This is a genomic window from Pseudomonas sp. 22072 (assembly GCF_052046095.1).
Lineage (GTDB): Bacteria > Pseudomonadota > Gammaproteobacteria > Pseudomonadales > Pseudomonadaceae > Aquipseudomonas > Aquipseudomonas paracarnis.
Map to the genome: position 1 here is coordinate 17,491 of NZ_JBQEQE010000023.1, position 24,231 is coordinate 41,721.

The following is a 24,231-nucleotide window of genomic DNA, read 5'->3' on the forward strand; positions in this document are numbered from 1 at the left end:
TCATTTAAAGCCTCACGCCGCCACGCATCCAATGCATTCGAAGAATATTTTCGATGCTGTTTATGCATATGCCTCTGGAGGCTGCGGGTTAGCTTGCATATTTCTAAAAGCTATTAAATTGTGAATTTATAGTATTTAAAGTTTTGTTCAGTCTGTGCCTACTTTTTGCTCCCCAGGCGACCGTCGCCCACCAGGAGCTGCGCTATGAAACTGCCCTTTAAACGTCTGATCAGCCTGTTCGCCGGCACCGCCCTGGCCGGGTTGGTGCATGCCGCCGACCTCAAGGAAATCCGCATCGCAGTGCCCGACCTCAGTGCCGGCAGCCAGCACAGCGGCGGTGGCATCACCGACGTGTTGCGTGAACAGCAGATCTTTGAAAAAGCCTTTGCCGACCAAGGCATCAAGATCCAATGGAATTACTTCAAGGGCGCCGGCCCGGTGATCAATGAAGCGTTCGCCAACGGCCAGGTGGACCTGGCCTATCTGGGCGACCTGGCAGCGATCATCGGCCGCTCCAATGGCCTTGACACGCGGCTGCTCAGCGCCTCTGCACGGGGAGTGAAACACTACCTCGGCGTGGTGCCGGGCTCCGGCATCAAGACCCTGCAAGACCTCAAGGGCAAGCGCGTGGCGGTGTTCCGTGGCACGGCCAGCCAGTTGTCGTTCGACAGCGCTTTGGCCAGCCAGGGCTTGAGCGAGAAGGACCTTAAGGTGATCAACCTGGACTTCAACGCGGCCGCTGCCGCCCTGGCGGCCAAGCAGATTGACGCCACCTGGGGCGGGTCCACCCTGACGGCGTTGCAGGCCAAAGGTTTGGCAGAAATACCGCTGACCACCAAAGACCTGGGCGATGCCGGCAGCATCCAGGCCGTGCTGGTGGGCAGCGCCAAGTTTGTCGATGAACATCCCGATGCGGTGGCCAAGCTGCTCAAGGCCCAGCAGCAAGCGGTGCAGTGGTTGACCGATGACAACAACAAACAGGCGTACATAGCGCTGGTATCAGGGCTGGCCAGTTACCCCCCGGTGATCCTCACCAATGATTTGAAAGACCAGAAACTCAGCGAAGTTTTCCCCTCGACCCTAGACCCGGTGTTCCTGGGCAAATTGCAGGATGCGGTGGACCTGGCGTCCAGGGAGAAGTTGATTCGCAAGTCGTTTCAGGTGAGTGATTGGGTGGCGCCTGGGTTGGTGGCGGCGGGGCTCTGAGCTTGTCGGTGCCTGGGCTATCGCTATCGCAGGCAAGCCAGCTCCCACACTTGAACGTGTTCACCGCTCAATGTGGGAGCTGGCTTGCCTGCGATGAGGCCCTTCAAACCGCCACACTGACCTGCTGGCTATCCACCTCCACCAACATCTCGATCATCGCCTTCGCCGCCGGCGACAACCGCGACCCCGTGCGGCTGACGATCCCGCAGCGTGCGCTCAGGGTATCCATGTGCTGCGGCAAGTTGCGCCAGTGCAGCAGCACCAGCGCCCCCCTGGCAATGTCCTCGGCAAAGGCTTCTTCAGTGCCGACGCCGATGGCATTGGTTTGCAGCACGATGCTCACCAGTGCCGGGAAGTGCTCGGTCTGGATACTCGGGGAGAAATCCATACGCCCACTCAGGTTCGCCAGCAGTTTGCGAATGCCTTGGGAGATCAGCGGCGCCGCCAGCGGGTAGTCGAACATATCGTTGGTGGACAGGCTGTCCTTGGCCAGCAAGGGATGCCCAGGGCGGCAGAAAAACACTCCGCGTTTGGGGGTGAGTGCGCGGGTCTGGAAATTCGGGTCGGCTTCGAACTGGCGGATGTCGGCGATAAAGAATTCGATCTCTTCACGGCTCAGGCGGCGGCTGAGGGTTTCCCAGTTATCCACCTGAAACGTGGTGCGGATTTTCGGGTGGGCGTTGATAAACCGCGCCACCGCATCCGGCACCAGTTTCACGGCTGGCGCCGGGCCGCAGCCGAAGCGCAGGTCACCGGCGTCGAGCTTGGTCATGCGCGTCACTTCACTGCTCAGCAGCGCTGCGCCATGCACCAGGCTCAGGGCGTGCTGCAACACCACCTGGCCTTCCGGCGTGGGGCGCAAGTCCTTGTGGCCACGGTCTACCAACACGCAACCGAACTCCTGTTCCAGCCCCTGGATGCTGCGGCTGAACGCTGGTTGGGTGATGCCCATGGCGTCCGCGGCACGCACGAAACTGCGGTGTTCGTTGAGGGCGATGAAGTAGCGCAGTTGGCGAAGATCCATATGCTTTCCCGGCATTTTAAAAATAGGTCGAAGGCATTTGCGACCGAGCAAGCTGAGGTTTTAAATGCAAGCTCTTATTCCGTCAACGAAGTATTCATTCATTTGCTAGACCTAAATTGCATATGGATAGAGCGTTGCTGGAAGCGTCCCCCCACCGTTTCGCAGGCACATGAGGGTCATCACAATGAGCAACGCCGCATTAGCCGTTCAACCCATCGCCCAACCACTTGATATTCACCCGGTAGCCGGGCGGATCGGCGCCGAAATCCGTGGCATCAAACTGTCCGGTGAGCTGGATGCCGCCACCGTCGAGGCCATCCAGCAGGCGCTGGTGCTGTACAAGGTGATCTTCTTCCGCGAACAAACCCATCTCGATGACCAGAGCCAGGAAGCCTTTGCTCACCTGCTCGGCGAGCCGATCGCCCACCCCACCGTACCGGTACGAGACGGCACGCGGTTCCTGATGGAGTTGGATGGCACCCGTGGTCAGCGCGCCAATTCCTGGCACACCGACGTGACGTTCGTCGATGCCTACCCTAAGGCCTCGATCCTGCGTTCGGTGCTGGCGCCTGTGTCCGGCGGCGACACCGTATGGGCCAACACAGCCGCTGCCTACAATGACCTCAGCGTGGAACTGCGCGCACTGGCTGATCACCTGTGGGCGGTGCACAGCAACGAATACGACTACGCCGCACGCAAGCCGGATGTGGCGGTGGAGAAGCTGGAGGAATACCGCAAAGTATTCACTTCCACGGTGTATGAAACCGAACACCCGGTGGTGCGCGTGCACCCGGTCAGCGGTGAGAAAACCCTGCTGTTGGGGCACTTCGTCAAACGCCTGAAAGGCTACTCCCAGGCAGAGTCGGCGCAGTTGTTCAACCTGCTGCAAGGCCACGTCACCCGCCTGGAAAACACCGTGCGCTGGCGCTGGAACACCGGTGACGTGGCGATCTGGGATAACCGCGCCACCCAGCATTACGCGGTGGACGACTACGGCACCCAGGAGCGCATCGTACGCCGGGTTACGCTCAAGGGGGATGTGCCGGTGGGGGGGCAGGGGCAATCAAGCAAAACCACTAAAGGTCTTTAAGCCGGGTGAGGATTAAAAGTGTGGGAGCGGGCTTGCTCCCACATTTGGATTTGTGGTGTTTACCAGACTCCGATCTTCACCACTTTCTCTGCCTCTGGCTCACCATAACGAAACCATTGCCCGCGCACCTCAACCTCCGTGTGGCTGATGGTGGTGCGCCGCTTCAACCCGCGCAGCCAGTCGAACAGATAACCCAGGTGCGTCTCGCGTACCTCGGCATAGCCGGGATCGCTGCCCAGGTCGTGCAGTTCTTGCGGGTCGTTTTCCAGGTCGAACAGTTGCGGGCGAAAGCCGTCGTAGGCCAGGTACTTCCAGCGCTCGCTGCGCACCATGGTCATGCGGCAACGGTCGATGGGTTGCTCCAGACGCTCGCGAGCCGGGGCCTGGAAGGCGTAGTCGTATTCGGCAATGGCATAGCGGCGCCAAGTGGGTTGCTCGCCCTGCAGCAATGGAATCAATGAGCGGCCTTCCAGGCGATGGTCGGCGGCGGGCAAGCCCAAGGCGTCGAGGAAGGTGGGCAGGGCGTCGATGGTTTCCACCAGGCGCTCGTCTACGGTGCCGCGGCTGACATCGGCGCTGGCACGTGGGTCGCGCACGATCAACGGAATGCCCACCGCAGGCTCCAGCAAAAACTCTTTTTCGCCAAGGAAGTGATCGCCGAGGAAGTCGCCGTGGTCGCTGGTGAACACGATCAGCGTGTCATCCCAACGGCCAGTGCTTTGCAGAAAATCAAACAGCCGCCCGAGTTGATCGTCAATCTGTTTGATCAGGCCCATGTAGGTCGGAATCACCGTGAGGCGCACCTCGTCACGGGAGAAATTCTGGCTCTCCTGGTGTTGGCGAAATGCCTGGTACACCGGGTGATCGCTGGTGTGCTCAGGTTGAATCGGCGCCTGCACATGCTCGGTACCGTACAGCGCGTGATAAGGCGCCGACGCGATGTAGGGCCAGTGCGGCTTGATATACGACAGGTGCAGGCACCAGGGCTGTTCACCTTGTTCGTCGATAAAGTCGATGGCGCGGTCGGTGGTGTAGACGGTCTCCGAATGTTCTTCGGCCACCCGTGCGGGTTTGCCGGCGTTGCGCATATGCCAGCCGCTGAGCACTTCGCCGTTCTCACCTTCGGCGGCGTTGGCCCATTCGTGCCAAGGGTTGCTGCCGTGGTAGCCGTGATCACGCAAGTATTGGGTGTAGGGCGCGGACTCGCGCTTATCCTCGAACAGCGGGCTGTCGGGGTAGATGCCGTCGTGACGCAGATACGCATCGAAACCGACCTCATTGAGTGGCTCGGCCTGGGCACTGTCGGGGTCGATCTGCAGGCGCTGCAAGGCCTCAAGGTTCGGCGTGGCGTGGGTCTTGCCCACCAGTGCGGTGCGGATGCCGTGGGGGCGCAGGTAGTCGCCGATCGTTAGCTCTTCGAGCGGCAGCGGCACTGCATTCCACGCCACCTGATGGCTGCTGACATAGCGCCCGGTGTAGGCCGACATGCGCGACGGGCCGCAGATGGTGCCTTGTGTATAGGCCCGACTGAAGCGCACGCCAGCGTCGGCCAGGCGGTCGATATTCGGGGTGTGCAAATGGGCATGGCCGTAGCAGGACAGGTAGTCGCGGCGCAGTTGGTCGCACATGATGTAGAGCACGTTGCGCACGGGTTTTGGTTCAGACATAGGAATTTACCGAACGGAGGACAGGTGGGTTTTTTCGCCGTTCGAGGGGCGCTCTGGCAAGTGCATTTGGGGACTGGGTTCTATGCATTGAGTGCATGGGTGTGGCTGCTGACGTCATCGCAGGCAGCAGGACACATATCTACCTGGTACCCCGCGATCAGATTGTGGGAGCAGGCTTACCCGGCGAAGGACCTGATGTGAGCGGCCAGTTCTGCCAGCGCTTTATCATCTGCCCTCGCCGCGTCATGGGAGGAGACATAGCCTTCATAACGCTCAAAATATTTGTCCTGGGTCGAGCTGATTTTTTTGAAGGCGCTATCTTCCCCGGTCCCGTGCATCGGGAATAATTTGGCGTGCAGATGATCGACGCCATAACCCTCCAGAATCATGCCCGTTCTAGCCACACCTTTTAGCGCTTTGTCCAAAAGCTTTGCCGTCTTCTTGGCTGCGATGACCAAGTCACACAGCACGGTGTCCGGTTCGGCAAACGCATAGCTGCCGTGATGGGCTTTGGGGATAACGACACTGAACCCCGGGGTGTTGGGAAATATGGAGAGAAAGGCCATGTGGGTCTGGTCTTCCCATAGGAGGTGGCAGGGTGCAGTACCGCGGGCAATGCTGCAAAAAATACAGTCCATCAAACGCGCTTCCTCGTGCGAGTCAAAAGGTAGACCCTCTTGTATGTGATCTTTGTTATCTAACGATGACTTCACTGACGTTGCGGGCCGCTGTTCACTGCTTAGTCAGACCGCAATATTTTCCAACGCATAAGCATCCTCGTCCCTCTCGTCAATCTCCTTGATCTGCTCAATCATCGCCTGCGCCAGCGGCGACAACCGATACCCTGCACGGCTGACGATCCCGTAGCGGGTGTAGCGCTCCTCCAGGTTTTCATCCAATCCCTCAATCTGCAAACACACCAGTTCGCCGCGGGCCATGTGCAGCACGTCACTGTTGGCGCTGACGATGCCAATGGCGTCCGAGCGCAGTACCACGCCCATCAGGCTGTAGCCGTTTTCGCACTCCACATTGGGCTGGTAATCGGGCCGGCCGCTAAGGTCGACGATGACTTTGCGCAGGTTCGGCGGGCGGATGGTCACTGCCAGGGGGTAGCTCATCAGTTCGGCGGCGCTGACGCTGTTACGCGCGGCTAGGGGGTGCCCGGCGCGGCAGCAGAAGTGCCAACGGCGCGGGCGCAGGCGGTGGGTGTGGTAGTCGGGGTTGGCTTCGAAGTGGCGGGTGTCGGCGACGAAGAATTCGAACTCTTCGCTGAGCAGGCGCTTGCCCAGGCTTTGCCAGTCATCCACCTGGAACTGCACGCGGGCCTTGGGGTAGCGCCCGATAAAACTGCCGATGGCACGTGGTACTAACCCAGCTGCCGGCGCGGGGCCGCAACCGAAGCGCAGTTCACCGGCTTCCAGGCCATTGAACTGGCTGATTTCGTTGGCCAGTTGTTGTGCGCCACTGACCAGGCGCCGTGCATGTTCGAGCAGCACCAGGCCTTGTTTGGTGGGGGCCAGGTCTTTGCGGCCACGGTCCACCAGTTGGCAGCCGGCGCTGTGTTCCAGGGCCTGGATGCTACGGCTGAACGCCGACTGCGACAGGTTCACCGCTGCGGCTGCCGCGACGAAACTGCGCTGTTCGGCGAGGGCGATGAAGTGGCGAAGCTGGCGCAAGTCGATATGCATTTTTCACATCAAAAATATCCGGGAAATGCATTGGCTATGCATTACGTCGACTCCTTATAAAGGCTATCTCTTATGCAGTAAATGTTGTTAAAAACATAAATAAATAACCTTTGGGAATATGAGGCGACGAGTATTCCGGGGTTCTGGAGCCGCTTATGAGTTTGTTCAAGTCCTTGCCCCTGGCTGTTCTAGTGGCCGGTAGCAGCAGTTGGTCGCCGGCCCAGGCCGCTGAAACACCCGCGCCTGCCGGCAAGGGCGAAAGCGCCAGTGGCCAACTGGAAACTGTCACGGTCACTGCCCGGCGGCGTACCGAAAGTGCCCAGGCCGTGCCGACGCCCATGAGCGTGGTCGGCGGCCAGGCCCTGGAAACCCAGCGGGTGTACCGCATCCAGGATTTGCAGCAACTGGTGCCCAGCGTCAACGTCGCCTATATGCATGCGCGCCAGTCCAGCGTGTCGATCCGCGGCCTGGGCAACAACCCGGCCAGCGATGGCCTGGAAGGCAGCGTGGGGCTGTATATCGACAATGTCTACCTCGGGCGCCCGGGCATGGCGGTGTTCGACCTGATGGACATTGAGCAGCTTGAAGTTTTGCGCGGCCCCCAGGGCACGTTGTTCGGCAAGAACACCACTGCCGGGGTCATCAACATCAGCACCCGCGCACCGAGCTTTACCCCGGAGCGCAGCATCGAAACCTCCTTGGGCGAGGACGGTTATTTCCAGACCAAGGGCACGATTTCCGGCCCCCTGACCGATGACCTGGCAGGGCGTTTCTCGGCCTATCGCACCCGCAGCGACGGCGACATCAAGAATGAACACGATGGCCATGATCTGAACGGCGGTTCACGCCAGGGCTTTCGCGGGCAACTGCTGTACAAGCCCAACGAAGCGTTCAACCTGCGCTGGATCGGCGACTACAACGAAGAAGACTCCAGCGCCGGCACCCGCGTGCTGTACAGCACCGGGCCGACCATCAATGGCACCAACCTGTATCAATCCCGGGCCAACGCGGCAGGCGCCACCCTGGTGGACGGCACCCATCGCAAGGTCAACCTGGACAACGACCAGCACGTCACGGTGTTCCAGGGCGGTACCTCGCTGGAAGCCAATTGGACGCTGCCCAGCGACTTCACCCTGACCTCGGTGAGTGCTTACCGCTGGTGGAATTTCACCCCGCGCAACGATGATGGCCTCAACGTACCGGCGTCGTATAACGCTGGGGTTTCGGTGGAAGATAAGCAGTGGTCCCAGGAATTCCGCTTGGCGTCGCCCAGCGGTGGTTTCTTCGATTACGTGCTCGGCGCCTACTACTTCGGCTCCGACCTGGATAACAAATCCTTTGCCTACTACGGGCCCAAGGCCGATATCTGGAACGGCACGCCCGCCGGTGCGTTGAGCAATGTGAGCAGTGTGGGCAACGGGCATATCCGCACCGACAGTTTCGCGCTGTTCGCCCAAGGCACCTGGCACCTGACCGAGCGCCTGGATTTCACCGCCGGTGTACGCGGCACCTACGAAGAAAAAAGCGCCTGGGTCACGCGCAATGCGCCCTTCGGTGGCGCGGCGGTCAGCGGGGCCGCCGCCATGGCGCGGCGTGGGCGTACCGGGGCCTATGACTCGGGCGACCTGTCGCAATACAGCGCCACGCCGTCGGGGCTGCTCAATCTCAGTTATCACTTCAATGAAAACCTGCTGGGCTACGCGACACTGTCCCATGGCGAGAAGTCCGGCGGTGTGAACCTGGCGGTGGGGTCTGCGCCGACGGCCGGTGCCGACTCGTTGCTGATCGGCACCGAGCGCGCCAACAACGCCGAGCTAGGCTTCAAGAGCACGTTGTGGGACCGCCGCCTGCAGCTCAATGCCAACCTGTTCTGGACCCAGGTCAACGGCTACCAGACCAACGCCTACGACCAGGACAACCGCGTTCAGTACCTGACCAACGCCGGCTCGGTACGCTCGCGGGGCGTGGAAGTGGAAAGCACCCTGGTGCCGATCAAGGGCCTGACCCTGAACATCAACGGTTCCTTCAATGACGTGACGTACCTGTCTTACAAGGATGCGCCATGCCCGCCGGAAACCAGCCTGCGTCCCGGTGCGCCGGCGTCCTGCGACTTGAGCGGCCACCAAGTGGTGGGCGCGTCCAAGTGGATTGCCAACGCCAACGGCGAGTACAAGTGGAACCTGGCGAACGGCTTCGAACCCTACGTCACCGCCAGCTACGCGTTCCGTTCCAAGGCGGTGGGCACCGTGGAAGATTCCGACTACGGGCAGATCCCGGCGTATGCGGTGGTCAACCTGTCTACCGGTTTGCGCGGCGACTATGACCAGGGGCAGTGGGATGTGTCGCTGTGGCTGAAAAACGCCTTCGACAAAACCTACTACACCACCCTGTGGACCGGTGGTAACGGCGGTTACGAGGGCCTGCTGGGCACGCCGCGCACTCTAGGCGTGACTGGGCGCTACGACTTCTAGGTCGGTGCGATAGGTGGCCGGGCTGAACACCCGCGTCACCAGCAGCATCGCCACCACGGTCACCGTCAGCACCACCCAGGCGCTGACGAAATTGCCGGTAAGCTCACGCAGCCAGCCGGTCAGCCACGGCGAAATCGCATTGATCAAAAAGCCTACGCCTTGCACGAACGCCGCCAGTTGCCCCGCTTGGCGTGGGTCGCGATGGTGGTCGAGGGTCAGCAGCAGGCTCAGGGCAAAGCACGCCCCTAACCCGAAGCCGCACAAGGCCACCCACAGGTGGGGATATTCCTGCGGCGCAATGATCAGGCCGAGGTAGCCGATGGTTTGGGCCAGCAGGCTGATGCTGAGCAATGGGCGGCGGTCGATACCGCGTTGCGCCAGCACCGGCATCAGCAGGGCGGCCGCCACCTGAAAAATCGTCATGAATGCCAGCAACGACCCGCTGGGCAGCACGCCCCAGCCCAGTTGCTGATAGTAGGCCGGCAGCCACGCGACCATGCTCATGTAGCCGCAATTGACCAGGCCGAAATACAGCGCCAGCAGCCAGGCGCGGCGGTTGCGCAACCCTTTGAACGCAGGCGCCTGCAGTGGATTGCGCGCGGCGCCCAGCGGTAGCCAGGCCCACAGCAGCAATGCCCCCAGCGCCGGCAATAACCACACACCCAGGCCTGCCTGCCATTGCTGGAAATGCGTGGCTATCACCGGGCTGAGCAGCGCCGCCAGCCCACCGCCGGCCATCAGCGACGCCGAGTACACCCCCATCGCTACGGGCACACGGTGATGGAATTCACGCTTGATCATTGCCGGCACCAGCGCCTGGATCAGCGCAACACCCGCACCGCCAAGCAGCGCGGTAACCAGCAGTGCCGAGGCTTCGCCTATCAACCAGCGCGCCAGGCACGCCAGCAGAATCATCAACAAGCCCAGGGCGATGCCGCGACGCTCGCCCAAGCGAGCCTCCACGCGCACGCCCACCAGTGCCACCAACCCCATGCAGATCACCGGCAGGCTGGTGAGCAGGGCACTGCTCTGAAAGCTCAGGCCGGTGGCCTGGCGAATCTCGCCGAGCAGTGGGCTGATGGAACTGAGGATCGGGCGCAGGTTCAGGCCGAGCACCACCAGCAGGCCCCAGCCGGCGAGGGATTTATTCAGGGTCATGCAGGGTTTTCCACTGGTGATACAGCGCAGTCATTGCGGCATCGGGCAGGTGCTGAATGGGCAGGCGTTGCGCGTCGATGGGCAAGCCAACCTGTTGGCTGATGGCTGCGGTCGACAGGCCGAACGGCTCGGCCATTTCGTTGCTGGCGGCAAACACTACGCGCTCGACGCCGCACAGGTACATGGCGCTCAGGCACATCGGGCAAGGCTGGCCGCTGGCGTAGATCACGCACCCCTCCAGGCGTGCACCCAACTGCCGGCTCGCTGCGCGAATTGCCAGCAGCTCGGCGTGGGCGGTGGGGTCCTGGGTCAGGTGGATCTCATTCACGGCTTCCACCAACATCTCATCGTTGCGCGTCAGCACCGCGCCGAAGGGGCGGCCACCTTGGGCGACGTTGGCGCGGGCCAAGGCAATAGCGCGTTGCAGGTGTGGTTGATCGTTGGTCATACAAGGCCCCGGGGTGCGATGAAAGGTGAAGTATGGTCAGCCAGCAAGGTATGCTGAAATTAAATATAAACATGCCAATCAGTGGCAAACGAAATGGTGATGACGTTGTTCGATCCCGTGTTGTTGCGCAGCTTTGTCGCCGTGGTGGACTGCGGTAATTTCACCCGGGCGGCCGAGCGCCTGCATTTGACTCAATCCACCGTCAGCCAGCAGATCCGCCGTCTGGAAGACGCAGTGGCCTGTCAGTTATTGGACCGCGATCAGCGCCGGGTAGTGGCCACCGCCGAGGGTGAGCGTCTGCTCGCGTATGCGCGCCGTATTCTCGCGTTGCACGAAGAAGCCGCCGACGTGCTGATCAACCAGCAAAGCGACGGTGTGTTGCGCCTCGGCGTGCCGGAGGATTTCGCCGCCGAGCGCCTGATGCCGCTGCTTTCGGCGTTTGTGGTGGCGTACCCACGGGTGCGGCTGGAAGTCACCAGCGGTCTGGGCCCCGAATTGCAGCGCCAGTACCGGGGCGGTGAGTTCGATGTGTTGCTGGTCAAGCAGATGGGCGACAGCGACGACTGTGTGGCGTCGTGGCCGGAGCCCTTGTATTGGGTCGACAGCCTGAGCACCCCGGCCCTGGGCCGCGACCCGCTGCCGCTGGTGGCTTTCCCCGTAGGTGGCCTGTATCGCAACGACATGCTGCACCATCTGGAACGGGCCGGCTGGCGTTGGCGCATCGGCTATTCCAGCGCCAGCCTGGCCAGTGTGTGCTCGGCGGTGGCGGCAGGCTTGGGCATCAGTTTATTGCCAGAACGGGTGTTGCAACCGGGCCATCGCATACTCGGCCCAGAGAGTGGCTTGCCACCTGTTCATGGCGTGCGGTTGGCCCTGTATGGCCGCAGTGGTTTGGGCGCAGCGGGCCAGAGTTTGCTGGGTGAATTGCTGGCCTTGTGCAGTGGAAACCCGCACTGAGCTCATACCTTTGCCGAATATTTTGTATGCCTTTAAGGCATTGAAAAACAACGGCTTGAAGCCAGGCCACGGACCCCGTGGCTTTGGTGTGATCGGCTGTTTTGTTTATGCGTTTTTGTTCTATCTATAACTTTAAAGATTACTTTAAGAGATAAGTGTCTGGCACCGATGATTCAGCCCTCGACGGGCCTTCACGCTGGCCCGTCGGTTTTTCAAAACCGCAGGGAGTGAATCAATGGGCAATGTCCAGACCGCCGCCAGTGCACCTGAGGCGCAGTGGCGTCAGGCACCGAGTGGTGAGTTGGTCGACCTTGGCCGGCCGCATCGCGCGCCGTTGGGTCAATTGCGCCTGCAGAAAACCCCGAAGCGTTTTTCCAGCCGCCGCGAAGGGGTTTTGCTCGGGTTGCTGGTGTTGGCGCTGCACGGTGCAGTGATCTATTGGGTGAGCCAGAAACCCACGCCGGTGCTGCCGATTGTGCCGCCGGAAATTCCACCGATGACCATCGAATTTTCCCAGCCGGCGCCGCCGGTGGTTGAGCCGCCACCGCCTGTACCGCCACCACCGCCTCCGCCTGTGGTCGAGCCCCCGCCGCCGCTGGTGGATGAGTTGGCGGCCAAGCCGGCGCCGCCCAAACCCATTGCGAAACCCAAGCCCAAGCCCGTGCCTAAACCTGAGCCCAAGCCGGCCCCCAAGGCCGTCGAGCAGCCACCTGCACCACCGACGCCAGCGCCACCTGCACCGCCCGCACCTGCGGCGCCAGCGCCGGTGACGCCTGCTTCGGCCAACGCCGCGTACCTGAAAAACCCGGCGCCGGAATACCCGTCACTGGCTCAGCGTCGCGGTTGGGAAGGCACGGTGTTGCTGCGGGTGCAGGTGCTGGCCAGCGGTAAACCGGGTGAGATCCAGGTGCAAAAAAGCAGTGGTCGCCAGCAGTTGGATGACGCGGCATTGGCGGCGGTGAAGCGCTGGAGTTTCGTGCCTGCCAAGCAGGGCGATGTGGCCCAGAACGGCTGGGTGAGCGTGCCCATCGATTTCAAGATTCATTAATTATTCAGCGGCGCAGAGGGAAAACATCATGGCATTGGCATCTCCACTTGAATCCATCGAAAGCACGGTGATCTGGCTGCTGGTGGCCTTTTCGGTCGCCACTTGGGGCCTGGCCTTGCTCAAGGGCGTGCAGTTCGGTCGCCTCAAGGCCCAGGATCGCAAGTTTCACAAAGAGTTCTGGGCGGCATCGAGCCTCGACTCGGCCGCCGAACTCGCCGAAACCCAGCCTGGCGCCGCCGCCCGTGTAGCCCAGGCCGGCTATGCCGCGATCCAGGTGGGCGATACCACCCACGCTGCAGATTTGAGCCAGGCGATCAATCACCAGGACCGCCTCGAACGCGCTCTGCGCCAGCAAATTGTGCGTGAGCGCCGCTCCCTGGAAACCGGTCTGGCTGTAGTCGCCAGTATCGGCAGCACCTCGCCGTTTATCGGCCTGTTTGGCACCGTGTGGGGGATCATGGAAGCGCTGAAGGGGATCAGTGCTGCCGGGTCCGCCAGCCTGGAAACCGTGGCCGGGCCCATCGGCGCGGCACTGGTGGCGACCGGCGTGGGGATCGCCGTCGCGGTGCCTGCGGTGCTGGTCTACAACTACTTTTTGCGCCGCCTGAAGCTGACGGCGGCAGACCTGGATGACTTTGCCCACGACTTCTACAGCCTGGCGCAGAAAAACGCGTTTCGCGTGCTGCTGCACCCGGCGCTGACCAAGGCCGGCGCCGGTAGCCCGCAGAAAGTGAAGGAGGCGTCCTGACATGGCCTTCTCCACGCAAGACAGTGATGAGGTGCTGAGCGAGATCAACGTCACGCCGCTGGTGGACGTGATGCTGGTGCTGCTGGTGGTGTTTATCGTCACCGCGCCGCTGTTGACCAACTCGATCCCGATCAACCTGCCCAAGACCCAGGCCGTGGCGCCGGTTGAGCAAAAGGACCCGCTGGTGGTGAGCATCGACGGCGCCGGCAAATTGTTTATCAACAAGGACGAAATCCAGCCGGATCTGCTGGAGTTCAACCTGCAGGCGGCGAAGGCCAAGGACCCCGATGTGCGGGTGCAACTGCAGGCTGACGATGGAGTGAACTACGGCGAAGTGGCACGAGCCATGGCGTCGATTGAGCGTGCGGGCATCACCAAGTTGTCGGTGATCACTGCACGTTAGTTTCAAAAAGTCTCGACAGTTTTTGGGCCGCTTTCCTTGGCAGGGTGCGGCCCTTTTTTTATCTAAGCATTGCATGTTTACAGATGTTGCACAGGAAAAGAATTTACATGTATCCGAGCGTGCAATTCTCGGCTGCATGCTTATTCTGGTCGGCGCATAGAGTGATTTAATTAATGGAGTAATTGCATGTCTATACGCGTTCCTGTCCAAGTCGTGAATACCTTCGTTAATCCCCATTTAACGGTTGAAAAGCCTGAAGAAAAGCCTGCGGTAATGGCATCTTCGAACGATCGTATGGCCGGCCTGAGACATCCATCAGCCTGTATTTTGCCCACGCTGGCTGACTATAAGAGAAAACAGAGTTTACTGCAGGGCGCTGAAGCAAGCCCTACGCCAGGAGGTGGGAGCAACTCGGCATTCAAAAAAAATACTCGTTTAGAATCTTATATCAGCAAGCAAACCGCCGACTTTGTAACGCCCGAAAAAGAAATTTCCACTATTTTATCTGCAAAGATAAAGCAGCAATGGGGTGTGGATATTGATCCAGATAAAACCTATCTGGTGACATTTAAAGATGACAGTGAGGATGAAAAAGAGGTGGTAGAAAAAATCACCCTGACACAAGCGGCATTGAAAAACAGGCAAGATGTAACAATTAAGAAAGATGAAAGCTGGTTCGTAAAGATTGGCAAGTACTTTTCGCCAGCGATATATATTTACAACCAGATTGACGGTTGGGTGCAGGAAGCAAACACTCGACAAGGTATTTATCGGGAGCCCAGTGCGCCGGGCGATGCCCCCTATAACGACGACACCCGCGTTTCCATACCGGTGGATGACTTCAAGGCATTAGTCTGGGATACAGACCGGACCCAACTGTATAAGAAGACCCTTGATGGGTTTTGGGACAAGCACAGCGAATCTTATACGGCATTGAGTAAAATCTCGTTTGTCAAAGCCATCAATCTGCAGCGCCTGGAAGGGAGCCTTGGCCCTGCCGAGACGGCACTCGCTCAGCGAGCGTTGGGGCCTGTTGCGCAAAAGGATTGGTCCAAGCTGACGGTCCAGGATTTTGAAGGGCCTGCCGTGAAGGACCCGGATCTGGACATCGGGCTGCTGAGCATCAATGGGTTTGAGTCGACCGACTTGATGTGTGTGACCGATCGGAAAACCCAGTTGACGTTGCTTTACATCCCTGGCAATTCCTCGCCAATACATCGCTTCGATAATCCGCAGCAAATGACAACGTGGCTGGCCGGGCAAGCCTCGGACCCCGTAAAGCGCGCGTCCTTGTTGACGCACTTTTCCCTCAAGGATCAAGCTGACAGAACGTTTTCAGACGGCGTACGTCAGACCCTGCAGGGGATGGGAAACTGGTCCGATGCGCAGGCATCAGGCAATGCTTTCCTTGCGAGCCTCAACGGTTGGGTGCCGGATCGTTTCATCGCTGTTGAGCAGTTGCACGGTGATCCTTTCGAAGCGGTCAAGGTTCGGCAAAAAGCACGGTCCTATTCGGACGCCGACAATGCGATTGTCAGTGACGGGGACTACACCAAGAACCAGGTGCTGCATGTCGTGGAAGAGGCTACCAAGGTCGCCATGTTCATGACGCCGCTGGCGCTGGTGATGCCCGAAGTCGCTATAGGGCTGGATGTTTTCTTCCTGGCCGCCGGGGCTGCCCAGACAGGTATCGGTATTGATGATGCCGTCCAGGGAAAAGCAACGGCTTCCGACCGCATTGTGTTTGGCGTGTTGAACGCCGTACCGCCGTTGGCCACTCACGCGGGGGCACCACTGGCGAAAGCGCTGACAGAGAGGATGTCTGGCGGTGGCGTTGCAGCAGGGGTTGATGCTGCAACCCGCACACCCACCCAAGTGACTGAACAAGCGCGCCCATTCTTCAGGCCACCACAACGTGTCAATGGGCATATCGGATACCCGATGGGGCCCGTCTCACCTCCAGTGATCCTTGAGGAGGTCAGGGTTCCCATGGATGACGTGAGGCGCATGATCGGGAAAGACTATATGGTTTATGTCGGTCAATACGGTACCAAAGTTACGTATGACGTCGAAGCGGGTCTTTGGCGCGGGCTCCAGGCCAATGGTCAGGTGAACGACATCTTTTATTGGCGTAAAGGTCAAGGACGGTGGCTGGGTGGCACTCAAGCCGAAGCGATTGAGGCCAGTAAAAATGCGCCTGCTTCGATGACAACCAAAGTACTGAAACTACCGAGAATGCCGGTACTGCCGTCCGGTGCTACAGACGTGCCGAAAGTGATCCACTATTTTTGGGCCGGCAATGAAATGCCGGAAAATCTACTCAATAATATTATGGAAAATTCCCGGAAAAGCCCCGGGTATAAATCGATTGTTCACGTTGATGCCAATGACGCGGATACTTTTCAGAAAATACATTCAGCGTTGGATCATAAAGTGGGCGGGCTTGAAGTTCATGATTTAAAGGCCGATGAAAGTTTTCAGGCTCTGAATGCAGGTCAATACGGCGATATGTATCAGTTTTTCCGTTCAGGGCGCGGGCAGAATTTAGCGGCCTCATCGGACGTCATGCGCGCGGTGCTAATGAAAAAGTACGGTGGCATCTATCTGGATACGGATGATGCACTGACCTTTAATGTGGGCGAGGTCACATTGAAAGCCACGCCCAATGACATCTTGATGAACGTGCCGGTTACTTACGAACCTGCGGACTTCAATGGGTTCAACACCAGTAATTTTGCCAGCCACCCAGACAACCCTGTATTTGACGAGATTCTGGAGACGGCGTATGAGCGATACAAGGCAAACGAAGAATGGTTGAACGCTAATCGTCCCTTTCTGAAGGAAAACTCGACAGCCGCAGAGCGGCAAATTTATAACGAGTATGTAAAGAAAATTTTCGAGATCACTGGGCCGAGAATGTTTGGTGATGTATTGGCGCAAAAAGAATATGGGTTTTTTTCAGAAGTTGAGGAACTGACGGAACTGTTGGAAGCGCGTATTTTACTTCCGCAAGCGTATGCGGAAAAACTTACACAAGTGCGTGATTATTATATGGCGATGAACCATAAGTTCGGAGTTGCTATCGGCTCGGAACACTCTATGCATCATTCTCGCTGAGGTTGGCCCGGTCATTGCGCCGCGGTGGCAGGGACGCAATGGCCGGTTTTAATGAAGGGCTTGGTAAAAGCAAGTTCTGAAAAGGGCGTAAATTCCTTTTGGTTATTAATAAATTCTTTTTTATTCCTTATTGGTGCGTGAGCCTCACCCTATACTGACCAGCAACGTTAAACGCTGCAGGAGGGCACACCCATGCACAGCGAGTCGATTCGTTATCTGATCGTGCCGGGCTGGCAAGGATCGCCAGAAGATCATTGGCAAACCCATTGGCAAAACAGCTTGCCCAACAGCGCACGGGTGGAACAGGCCGATTGGCTGACGCCGCGTCGCGAGGATTGGGTCGCCGCACTGGCCGAGGCCATCGCTGCCGACAGCACGCCGGTCATCCTGATCGCTCATAGCCTGGGTTGCATCACCGTGGCCCACTGGGCCGCCACTGCCCCCGTGCAGTTCTTGCGGCAGGTACGCGGCGCATTGCTGGTGGCACCGGCGGATGTCGAGCGTCCTGCGTGTGCCCCTGCACTGCGCAATTTCGCCCCTATTCCAACTGACCTGCTGCCATTTCCCAGCCAGGTGGTCAGCTCCGACAACGACAGTGCCGTAAGCGCCCCCAGGGCTCTGGAACTGGCGCGTCAGTGGGGCGCCGAAGCCGGCATCTTGTCGGGCGCCGGGCATATCAATGTGAAGTCCGGCCACCGGCGCTGGGAGCAAGGGTTTGCTTACCTCTATCGCCTGCAACATCGCCTCGAGCACCACGCTCGGCGCAGCGCCTAATATTTTTTCAACGCCCCGTCCCTGAGTGGATTGGGGCGGGAGCCTGCCATGAGTCTGCATGAAACCTTCGGCCAGCCGCTGCTGACCTTTCCCGATGCTGAAAAAAGCCCGTTGAGCATCCGCGCCAAGGCGCTGGTGTTCGTCGACCCACGCTCACGCCAACTGCGTGAAGAGTTGGAAAGCCTTGCGCCGCGCGCCTTACCCGTATTGATTCGAGGAGAAACCGGCAGCGGTAAAGAGTTGCTGGCGCGGCACATCCACCGTGGTAGTGACCGTACTGGCCTGTTTGTCTCGGTCAACTGTGGCGCCATCAGCCCCACCTATGCGGATGCCGAGTTGTTCGGCTATGCCGCCGGCAGTCACAGTGGCGCGGCGAGCAGCCGGGCGGGTTGGTTCGGCTCGGCCAATGGCGGCACCTTGTACCTGGATGAGATCGGCGACTTGCCGCTGCCGATCCAGGTGAAATTGCTCGCGGCTTTGGAAAACCACGAAGTCACCCGTGTGGGTGCCCACCAGCCCAGCCCGGTGGATGTGCGCCTGGTGGCCGCCACCAGTATCGACCTGGCCCAGGCCGTGGCCGTGGGCAAGTTTCACGAGCGTCTGTTCCATTATTTGAGTGAGGGCCGGTTGGACCTGCCGGCGTTGCGCGAGCGGGTGGGGGATATCTTGTCCCTGGCCGAATATTTCCTCGGCATCTACAGCCAGCGCCTGGACCTGCCGGTGCCACTGATCAGCGACGCCGCCCAGCAGGTGCTGGAACACCACACTTGGCCGGGTAATACCCGCGAACTGGAAAACGTCATTCACTTTGCCTTGCTGGTGAGCAGCGGCGATGAAATCTTGCCCGAGCATTTGAACTTGCCAGCGGCGGGTTCGCCGCTGGAGCAAGTGCGACGAATTTTGGCCAGCGCCAGCCCGGCCGAGCAGGAATCGGTGCGTAAATTCCTGTATGAGCAAAATGGAATATCAACGTGAATAAAAGATATTGTTCGGGAATAAAAAATCTAGGTATTGTCCTTTCCACGCCGCGATAGCACTTCGCTGGCACCTCACATAAAAACGGTCGTTAGAAGGACATTGCATGAAAAAGGTTCTGTTGTTTACCGCTCTGGCGGCTGCCCTGACTGCTGGCTTTGCCCAGGCCAACGAGAAACTGGTGGTGGCTGCTACGCCGATTCCCCACGCCGAAATCCTCGAGCTGATCAAGCCGACCCTGGCCAAGGAAGGTGTGGACCTGCAGATCAAAGTCTTTACCGACTACGTACAGCCGAACGTGCAAGTCGCTGAGAAACGCCTGGACGCCAACTATTTCCAGACCCTGCCGTACCTGGAAAACTTCAACAAGGGTAAAGGCACCAATCTGATTACCGTGGTGGGCGTGCACGTTGAACCCTTCGGCGGCTACTCGAAAAAGATCAAGAAAATCGAAGATCTGAAAGACGGCGCCACCGTGGCGATTCCGAACGAAGGCTCCAACAGCGGCCGCGCCCTGTTGCTGCTGCAAAAGGCCGGTGTTATCACCCTCAAAGACCCGACCAACGCCCTGGCCACGCCGAAAGACATCGCCAGCAACCCGAAGAACCTGAAGTTCAAAGAGCTGGAATCGGCCCTGCTGCCACGGGTGCTGGACCAGGTTGACCTCGACCTGATCAACACCAACTACGCCCTGGAAGCTGGCCTGAACCCGGCCAAGGACGCGTTGATCATCGAAGACGCCAAATCACCTTACGTAAACTTCCTGGTGGCCCGCCCGGACAACAAGGACAGCGATGCTATCCAGAAGTTGGCCAAGGCCCTGACCAGCCCGGAAGTCAAAGCTTTCATCGCGAAGAAGTACAACGGCGCGGTGGTGCCAGCGTTCTGATGTAAGCCAAAACCCCCTTCAAGGTTTCAACGCCGACGGCTACTACAGCGTCGGCGTTTTTTTATCTGAAATACAGTCAAAACTGTGCGATTGCTCGTTCCCACGCTCCGCGTGGGAACGTCTCCTGTGACGCTCTGCGTCACGACTTTAGAGCGGACGCAGAGCGTCCTGGGCTGCATTCCCACGCAGAGCGTGGGAATGATCGACAGCTCCCGCAGGGGTTAGGTTTTTGGGTGATATCAATATGCTATTTTGGTATTTAAATTTTGATTTTTATACCTTTAAAGTTCGCGCTAGCTGAAGTTATCCACGTCAGCACGGACTGCGCTCGCGGCATTACCCATGCGGCGATATGGACTGCACATGACCTTCGATTTCGCTTTTATCCTCAGCACGCTGCCGGCGTTTCTCAAGGCCGTGGGTGTGACGCTGCAAGTCGGCCTGATCGCCATTGCCACGTCCTTGCTGGTGGCGCTGATCAACGCTGCGCTGCTGGTGTTTCGCACGCCTTACCTGTCGCGCCTGGTGGCGCTCTATGTGGAGCTGGCGCGTAACACGCCGCTGTTGATCCAACTGTTCTTCGTCTACTTCGCGCTGCCTGCCCTGGGTTTCAATATTTCCGGGTTCTGGGCGGCGATCATCACCATGACCTTTCTGGGCGGCGCCTATCTCACCGAGGTGCTGCGCGCTGGTGTGGAAGCGGTGCCGCTGGCGCAAATCGAGTCGGGCAAGTCCATTGGCCTGTCCGATTGGCAGCTGTTGCGCCATGTGATCCTGCCCCAGGCCGGCATCCTCAGCCTGCCGGCGCTGTTCGCCAATTTCATCTTTCTGCTCAAGGAAACCACGGTGGTTTCCGCCGTGGCGGTGCCGGAAATTCTCTACACCACCAAGAGCTACATCGCCCTCTACTACAAAACCTACGAAATGCTCGCTGTGCTGACGCTGATTTGCGTGCTGTTGTTCTTGCCGTTGTCGCTGTTGCTCAGCCGCCTGGAAAGGAGGCTCCAACATGGCCAGTTCGGGTCTTGAGTTGCTCTGGGTGTCGTTGCCGCAACTGGGCAAGGGCGCTGCGCAAACCCTGTCGATTTCGTTTTTGAGCATCGCCTTCAGTACGGTTGGCGGCGTGCTCTACGGCGTGCTGCGCACTTTGAATAACAAAGCGATCAACGGCGTGCTGCGGGTCTACCTGGAACTGTTCCGCGCCATTCCGGTACTGGTGTGGTTGTACCTGCTGTTTTTTGGCGTGCCGATCTTCTTCGGCCTGAGCATCCCCAGTTTCTGGTGCGCGGTGCTGGTGCTGTCGTTGTGGGGCGCCAGCGAGGTGGGCGAAGTGGTGCGTGGCGCGTTGCATTCGCTGCCCCGTGGCCAGCGCGAAGCGGGCTTGTCGATTGGCCTGTCCGGCCCACAGTTGTACGGCTATGTACTGCTGCCCCAGGCCCTCAAGCGCATGACGCCGCCGACCATCAATGTGTACACGCGCATCATCAAGACCAGCTCCCTGGCGGTGCTGATCGGCGTGGTGGATGTGATCAAGGTCGGCCAGCAAATCATCGAGCGCACCTATGAGTCGGTATTGATCTACGGTGCGCTGTTCCTGTTTTTCTTCTTTATCTGCTACCCGTTGTCAGCCGCCTCCAAGGTGCTGGAACGGCGCTGGGCCCAAGCATGAGCGCATTGATCGAGTTCCAGGGTTTCAACAAATTCTTCGGCGAGGCGCAGGTGCTCAAGGGTATCGACCTGAGCGTGCAACGCGGCGAAGTGGTGGTGATCCTCGGCCCCAGCGGCTGTGGCAAAAGCACCTTGCTGCGTTGTTTGAACGGGTTGGAAGTGGCACACAGCGGCAGTCTGCGGTTCGCCGGCAAAGAGCTGCTGGATAAAACCACCGACTGGCGCCAGGTACGCCAGGACATCGGCATGGTGTTCCAGAGCTACCACCTGTTCCCGCACATGAGCGTGCTCGACAACATCCTGCTCGGCCCGCTCAAAGTGCAAAAGCGCGACCCCCGGGAGGCCCGTGAGCAGGCGGAAAAATTGCTGGAGCGCGTGGGCCTTGCCGACAAGCGCGACGCCTTCCCACGCCAGCTTTCCGGCGGCCAGCAGCAACGCATCGCCATCGTCCGCTCGTTGTGCATGAACCCCCAGGTCATGCTGTTTGACGAAGTCACCGCGGCCCTCGACCCGGAGATGGTCAAGGAAGTGCTGGAAGTGATCCAGGACCTGGCCCGCGATGGCATGACCCTGCTGATCGTTACCCACGAAATGGCCTTCGCCCGCGCCGTCGCCGACCGCGTGGTGTTCATGGAGGCCGGTCGCATCCTCGAACACAACACCCCCGAGGCATTCTTTACGAACCCGCAGACCGCGCGCGCGCAGCAGTTCCTGGAGAAGTTCTCCTTTGTTTCAACACTGCCCAAAAAGATCAAGGAACTGGAGCTAATATGAAAAAGTTACTGCTGCCACTGTTTGCCGTCGCCTTGCTGGCCGGCTGCGATAAAAAGGCCGAAGAGCCGGTAAAACCCGCGGCTGTGAGCTACATCGACAAAATCAAAGCGCGGGACAAGCTGATTGTCGGCGTGTTTACCGACAAGCCGCCATTCGGTTTTGTGGACGAAGCGGGTCGTTATGTCGGCTTCGATACCGACATCGGCCGTCAATTCGCCAAGGACCTGTTGGGCGACGAAAACAAGGTGGAATTTGTCGCCGTGGAACCGGCCAGCCGCATTCCCTTCCTGCAAAGCGACAAGGTCGACCTGATTCTCGCCAACATGACCGTGACGCCTGAACGCAAGGACGCGGTGGACTTCACCAACCCCAACCTGAAAGTCGCGGTGCAGGCTCTGGTGCCGAATGACAGCACCGTCAAAAGCCTGGCTGACCTGGCAACCCGCACGACCATCGTCACCACCGGCACCACGGCGGATATCTGGCTGACCAAGAACCATCCGGACTGGAAGCTGCTCAAGTTCGAGAAGAACTCCGAGTCGCTGCAGGCGCTGTCGGCCGGCCGTGGGGATGCCTATGCGCAAGACAACCTGGTGCTGTTCAGTTGGGCCAAGCAGAACCCTGGCTACCGCGTGCTGGAAGAGAAGCTGGGTGATGAAGCGCCGATTGCCCCGGCGGTGAAGAAGGGCAATATCGAGTTGCGCGACTGGGTGAATGCCGAGCTGGCGAAGTTGGGGGAGGAGAAGTTTCTGCTCAAGCTTTATGACCAATATGTGCGAAAAGAACTGAGCGATGACACCAAGCCTGAGAGTGTGATTGTCGAAGGCGGTAAGTGGCAGGGCTGATTGATCACCCCGTCCTTGTAGGAGCGAGCTTGCTCGCGAAGAACGCACAGGCAACGCGGGCTAGCAGATAGCGCTGCGTTATCGTTGACGTTTTTCGCGAGCAAGCTCGCTCCTACTCCGGCCAATGCCACGCCGGCGCATCCAAAATGCCCTGCCCTACAATTCGCGTTTCCCCCATCACCTTCTCCAACACAATCGAGTTACACCCCTCATCCTGCTGCAACGCTGCAATCAAGCGGCTGGCATGGCTCACCACCCACACCTGGCACTGCTTCGACGCCTGGATAATCAAGCGCGCCAGTGCCGGCAACAGGTCGGGATGCAGGCTGGTCTCCGGCTCGTTCAGCACCATCATGGTCGGCGGGCGTGGGGTCAGCAGTGCTGCGATCAGCAGCAGGTAACGCAGGGTGCCGTCCGACAGCTCCGCCGCCGACAACGGGCGCAGTAAGCCTTCCTGATAGAACTCAATGGCAAAGCGTCCGCCCTGCAACGGTTCGATATGCAACCGTGCGCCGGGGAAGGCATCACTGACCGCGTGCTGCAACGCCTCGACATCGCCCACTTCGCGAATCGTCTGTAACGCGGCCGCCAAATCCCGACCGTCGTGATGCAGCACCGGCGTGCGCGTGCCTAATTGCGGCTGGCGTATCGGCGCATCCACATCGCTGCGAAAGTGATCATAAAAGCGCCAGCCACGGATGCTTTCGCGCAGCAGCAACACTTCCGGCGAACCGCGCAGGCTGCCGACCTGATCGAACAGGCTGTGATAGTTGGGCGTGTGTTGGGCCAACACGTCCCAGGCGCGGCCATCACGGGCGCGTACCATCGGCCCCGAGCGCTGAACCAGCAGGCTGGCCGGACGATAGAGGGGGCCGGCCCAGATACATTCCTTTTTAATCTCCGGGTCCAGTTTGAACTCGCTGCCGGGAACCGGGATGGGCATGCCCAGGGAGATGGCGTAGCTGAAGTCCTCCCCGGCAAAGCCCAGGCGCAAGCGTTTGACGCCTTGGGCGACCACGGCCTCCACCGGTACTTCGCCATTGCGCATGCGCCGGCTGATGTTTTCCGGCCCGGCCCAGAATGTGGAATCCAGCCCGCCTTCGCGGGCCAGCGCATTGATCACCCCGCCCTGGGCAGTTTCGGCCAGCAGGCGCAGGGCGCGATACAGGTTGGACTTGCCGCTGCCATTGGGCCCTGTCACCAGGTTCAGCCGGTCCAGGGGCACCACCAATTTGTTGATCGAGCGGTAATTGGCCACCGCGAGGGTTTTAAGCATGTGTA

Annotated in this window: 22 protein-coding genes; 15 read left to right on the forward strand and 7 right to left on the reverse strand. The window is 59.5% G+C overall.

The window, feature by feature from the left end; all coding sequences use genetic code 11:
* Positions 1–204 precede the first annotated feature (204 nt).
* A complete protein-coding gene (locus ACTJLA_RS20950; RefSeq protein WP_072445744.1) occupies positions 205–1,206 on the forward strand; it encodes an ABC transporter substrate-binding protein in 1,002 nt (333 codons plus the stop codon).
* Positions 1,207–1,309: 103 nt separating this feature from the next.
* Here ACTJLA_RS20950 and ACTJLA_RS20955 read toward each other — a convergent pair whose 3' ends face one another.
* On the reverse strand, positions 1,310–2,230 hold the full coding sequence (locus tag ACTJLA_RS20955; protein WP_054896683.1) for a LysR family transcriptional regulator: 921 nt from the start codon (positions 2,228–2,230) through the stop codon (positions 1,310–1,312).
* 184 nt (positions 2,231–2,414) lie between these two features.
* Between ACTJLA_RS20955 and ACTJLA_RS20960 the strand changes: the two genes are divergently transcribed.
* The gene (locus tag ACTJLA_RS20960; RefSeq protein ID WP_314550980.1) at positions 2,415–3,320 is read left to right on the forward strand and encodes a TauD/TfdA family dioxygenase; all 906 of its coding nucleotides are present in this window, start codon (positions 2,415–2,417) and stop codon (positions 3,318–3,320) included.
* 59 nt (positions 3,321–3,379) lie between these two features.
* On the opposite strand, the gene ACTJLA_RS20965 is transcribed toward ACTJLA_RS20960, so the two are convergent.
* The 3 genes from ACTJLA_RS20965 to ACTJLA_RS20975 all read right to left on the reverse strand — a co-directional run bounded on the left by ACTJLA_RS20965 (position 3,380) and on the right by ACTJLA_RS20975 (position 6,675).
* Entirely contained in the window at positions 3,380–4,987 is a 1,608-nt protein-coding gene (locus ACTJLA_RS20965) for an alkaline phosphatase family protein (RefSeq protein WP_314550982.1), read from the reverse strand.
* 176 nt (positions 4,988–5,163) lie between these two features.
* Complete coding sequence (locus ACTJLA_RS20970; protein ID WP_314551084.1) at positions 5,164–5,625, reverse strand: HIT family protein; 462 nt, start codon at positions 5,623–5,625, stop codon at positions 5,164–5,166.
* Between the two features lie 105 nt (positions 5,626–5,730).
* Positions 5,731–6,675 (reverse strand): LysR family transcriptional regulator, encoded by a 945-nt coding sequence (locus tag ACTJLA_RS20975; protein ID WP_186526707.1) that lies wholly within the window; start codon positions 6,673–6,675, stop codon positions 5,731–5,733.
* 155 nt (positions 6,676–6,830) lie between these two features.
* On the opposite strand from ACTJLA_RS20975, the gene ACTJLA_RS20980 reads away from it, so the two are divergent.
* Positions 6,831–9,146 (forward strand): TonB-dependent receptor, encoded by a 2,316-nt coding sequence (locus tag ACTJLA_RS20980; RefSeq protein ID WP_054920328.1) that lies wholly within the window; start codon positions 6,831–6,833, stop codon positions 9,144–9,146.
* On the opposite strand, the gene ACTJLA_RS20985 is transcribed toward ACTJLA_RS20980, so the two are convergent.
* Positions 9,117–10,304, reverse strand: a complete 1,188-nt coding sequence (locus ACTJLA_RS20985; protein WP_054920326.1) for a CynX/NimT family MFS transporter — start codon at positions 10,302–10,304, stop codon at positions 9,117–9,119. The genes ACTJLA_RS20980 and ACTJLA_RS20985 overlap by 30 nt on opposite strands.
* The gene (locus ACTJLA_RS20990) at positions 10,291–10,752 is read right to left on the reverse strand and encodes a nucleoside deaminase (protein ID WP_057975344.1); all 462 of its coding nucleotides are present in this window, start codon (positions 10,750–10,752) and stop codon (positions 10,291–10,293) included. The genes ACTJLA_RS20985 and ACTJLA_RS20990 overlap by 14 nt, the downstream gene beginning before the upstream one ends.
* 105 nt (positions 10,753–10,857) lie before the next feature.
* Between ACTJLA_RS20990 and ACTJLA_RS20995 the strand changes: the two genes are divergently transcribed.
* The 12 genes from ACTJLA_RS20995 to ACTJLA_RS21050 all read left to right on the forward strand — a co-directional run bounded on the left by ACTJLA_RS20995 (position 10,858) and on the right by ACTJLA_RS21050 (position 22,950).
* Positions 10,858–11,709 (forward strand): LysR family transcriptional regulator, encoded by an 852-nt coding sequence (locus tag ACTJLA_RS20995; protein WP_005783745.1) that lies wholly within the window; start codon positions 10,858–10,860, stop codon positions 11,707–11,709.
* Between the two features lie 235 nt (positions 11,710–11,944).
* Positions 11,945–12,757, forward strand: coding sequence for an energy transducer TonB (locus ACTJLA_RS21000; RefSeq protein WP_314550991.1), 813 nt, complete (start codon positions 11,945–11,947; stop codon positions 12,755–12,757).
* A 25-nt stretch (positions 12,758–12,782) separates the two neighbouring features.
* Positions 12,783–13,505 (forward strand): MotA/TolQ/ExbB proton channel family protein, encoded by a 723-nt coding sequence (locus ACTJLA_RS21005; RefSeq protein ID WP_314551089.1) that lies wholly within the window; start codon positions 12,783–12,785, stop codon positions 13,503–13,505.
* A 1-nt stretch (position 13,506) separates the two neighbouring features.
* Positions 13,507–13,908 carry an ExbD/TolR family protein gene (locus ACTJLA_RS21010; protein ID WP_034125467.1) on the forward strand — a complete coding sequence of 134 codons (402 nt, stop codon included), beginning with the start codon at positions 13,507–13,509 and terminating at the stop codon, positions 13,906–13,908.
* A gap of 186 nt (positions 13,909–14,094) precedes the next feature.
* The gene (locus ACTJLA_RS21015) at positions 14,095–17,025 is read left to right on the forward strand and encodes a glycosyltransferase family 32 protein (protein ID WP_314550995.1); all 2,931 of its coding nucleotides are present in this window, start codon (positions 14,095–14,097) and stop codon (positions 17,023–17,025) included.
* A 192-nt stretch (positions 17,026–17,217) separates the two neighbouring features.
* Positions 17,218–17,799, forward strand: coding sequence for an alpha/beta hydrolase (locus ACTJLA_RS21020; protein ID WP_034134614.1), 582 nt, complete (start codon positions 17,218–17,220; stop codon positions 17,797–17,799).
* 48 nt (positions 17,800–17,847) lie between these two features.
* Positions 17,848–18,774, forward strand: coding sequence for a sigma 54-interacting transcriptional regulator (locus tag ACTJLA_RS21025; protein WP_054920316.1), 927 nt, complete (start codon positions 17,848–17,850; stop codon positions 18,772–18,774).
* Between the two features lie 106 nt (positions 18,775–18,880).
* Positions 18,881–19,663: a MetQ/NlpA family ABC transporter substrate-binding protein gene (locus tag ACTJLA_RS21030; protein ID WP_314551001.1), complete on the forward strand. Its 783-nt coding sequence runs from the start codon at positions 18,881–18,883 to the stop codon at positions 19,661–19,663.
* A 363-nt stretch (positions 19,664–20,026) separates the two neighbouring features.
* Complete coding sequence (locus ACTJLA_RS21035) at positions 20,027–20,692, forward strand: amino acid ABC transporter permease (protein WP_003187615.1); 666 nt, start codon at positions 20,027–20,029, stop codon at positions 20,690–20,692.
* Positions 20,673–21,332, forward strand: a complete 660-nt coding sequence (locus tag ACTJLA_RS21040; RefSeq protein WP_034125471.1) for an amino acid ABC transporter permease — start codon at positions 20,673–20,675, stop codon at positions 21,330–21,332. The genes ACTJLA_RS21035 and ACTJLA_RS21040 overlap by 20 nt, the downstream gene beginning before the upstream one ends.
* A complete protein-coding gene (locus ACTJLA_RS21045; protein ID WP_034125472.1) occupies positions 21,329–22,105 on the forward strand; it encodes an amino acid ABC transporter ATP-binding protein in 777 nt (258 codons plus the stop codon). The genes ACTJLA_RS21040 and ACTJLA_RS21045 overlap by 4 nt, the downstream gene beginning before the upstream one ends.
* On the forward strand, positions 22,102–22,950 hold the full coding sequence (locus ACTJLA_RS21050) for a transporter substrate-binding domain-containing protein (protein WP_314551008.1): 849 nt from the start codon (positions 22,102–22,104) through the stop codon (positions 22,948–22,950). Before ACTJLA_RS21045 ends, ACTJLA_RS21050 begins: the two co-directional genes overlap by 4 nt.
* Before the next feature lie 112 nt (positions 22,951–23,062).
* Here the strand turns inward: ACTJLA_RS21050 and ACTJLA_RS21055 are convergent, their stop codons facing one another.
* On the reverse strand, positions 23,063–24,226 hold the full coding sequence (locus tag ACTJLA_RS21055; protein ID WP_314551011.1) for an AAA family ATPase: 1,164 nt from the start codon (positions 24,224–24,226) through the stop codon (positions 23,063–23,065).
* Positions 24,227–24,231 lie beyond the last annotated feature (5 nt).

Coding starts and splice junctions, on each gene's coding strand:
- ACTJLA_RS21055 (WP_314551011.1), bottom strand. CDS start 24,226: ATGCTTAAAACCCTCGCGGTGGCCAATTACCGCTCGATCAACAAATTG.
- ACTJLA_RS20975 (WP_186526707.1), bottom strand. CDS start 6,675: ATGCATATCGACTTGCGCCAGCTTCGCCACTTCATCGCCCTCGCCGAA.
- ACTJLA_RS20950 (WP_072445744.1), top strand. CDS start 205: ATGAAACTGCCCTTTAAACGTCTGATCAGCCTGTTCGCCGGCACCGCC.
- ACTJLA_RS21015 (WP_314550995.1), top strand. CDS start 14,095: ATGTCTATACGCGTTCCTGTCCAAGTCGTGAATACCTTCGTTAATCCC.
- ACTJLA_RS20990 (WP_057975344.1), bottom strand. CDS start 10,752: ATGACCAACGATCAACCACACCTGCAACGCGCTATTGCCTTGGCCCGC.
- ACTJLA_RS21020 (WP_034134614.1), top strand. CDS start 17,218: ATGCACAGCGAGTCGATTCGTTATCTGATCGTGCCGGGCTGGCAAGGA.
- ACTJLA_RS21045 (WP_034125472.1), top strand. CDS start 21,329: ATGAGCGCATTGATCGAGTTCCAGGGTTTCAACAAATTCTTCGGCGAG.
- ACTJLA_RS21000 (WP_314550991.1), top strand. CDS start 11,945: ATGGGCAATGTCCAGACCGCCGCCAGTGCACCTGAGGCGCAGTGGCGT.
- ACTJLA_RS20965 (WP_314550982.1), bottom strand. CDS start 4,987: ATGTCTGAACCAAAACCCGTGCGCAACGTGCTCTACATCATGTGCGAC.
- ACTJLA_RS20960 (WP_314550980.1), top strand. CDS start 2,415: ATGAGCAACGCCGCATTAGCCGTTCAACCCATCGCCCAACCACTTGAT.
- ACTJLA_RS20970 (WP_314551084.1), bottom strand. CDS start 5,625: ATGGACTGTATTTTTTGCAGCATTGCCCGCGGTACTGCACCCTGCCAC.
- ACTJLA_RS21030 (WP_314551001.1), top strand. CDS start 18,881: ATGAAAAAGGTTCTGTTGTTTACCGCTCTGGCGGCTGCCCTGACTGCT.
- ACTJLA_RS20955 (WP_054896683.1), bottom strand. CDS start 2,230: ATGGATCTTCGCCAACTGCGCTACTTCATCGCCCTCAACGAACACCGC.
- ACTJLA_RS21050 (WP_314551008.1), top strand. CDS start 22,102: ATGAAAAAGTTACTGCTGCCACTGTTTGCCGTCGCCTTGCTGGCCGGC.
- ACTJLA_RS21025 (WP_054920316.1), top strand. CDS start 17,848: ATGAGTCTGCATGAAACCTTCGGCCAGCCGCTGCTGACCTTTCCCGAT.
- ACTJLA_RS20985 (WP_054920326.1), bottom strand. CDS start 10,304: ATGACCCTGAATAAATCCCTCGCCGGCTGGGGCCTGCTGGTGGTGCTC.
- ACTJLA_RS21040 (WP_034125471.1), top strand. CDS start 20,673: ATGGCCAGTTCGGGTCTTGAGTTGCTCTGGGTGTCGTTGCCGCAACTG.
- ACTJLA_RS21010 (WP_034125467.1), top strand. CDS start 13,507: ATGGCCTTCTCCACGCAAGACAGTGATGAGGTGCTGAGCGAGATCAAC.
- ACTJLA_RS21035 (WP_003187615.1), top strand. CDS start 20,027: ATGACCTTCGATTTCGCTTTTATCCTCAGCACGCTGCCGGCGTTTCTC.
- ACTJLA_RS20980 (WP_054920328.1), top strand. CDS start 6,831: ATGAGTTTGTTCAAGTCCTTGCCCCTGGCTGTTCTAGTGGCCGGTAGC.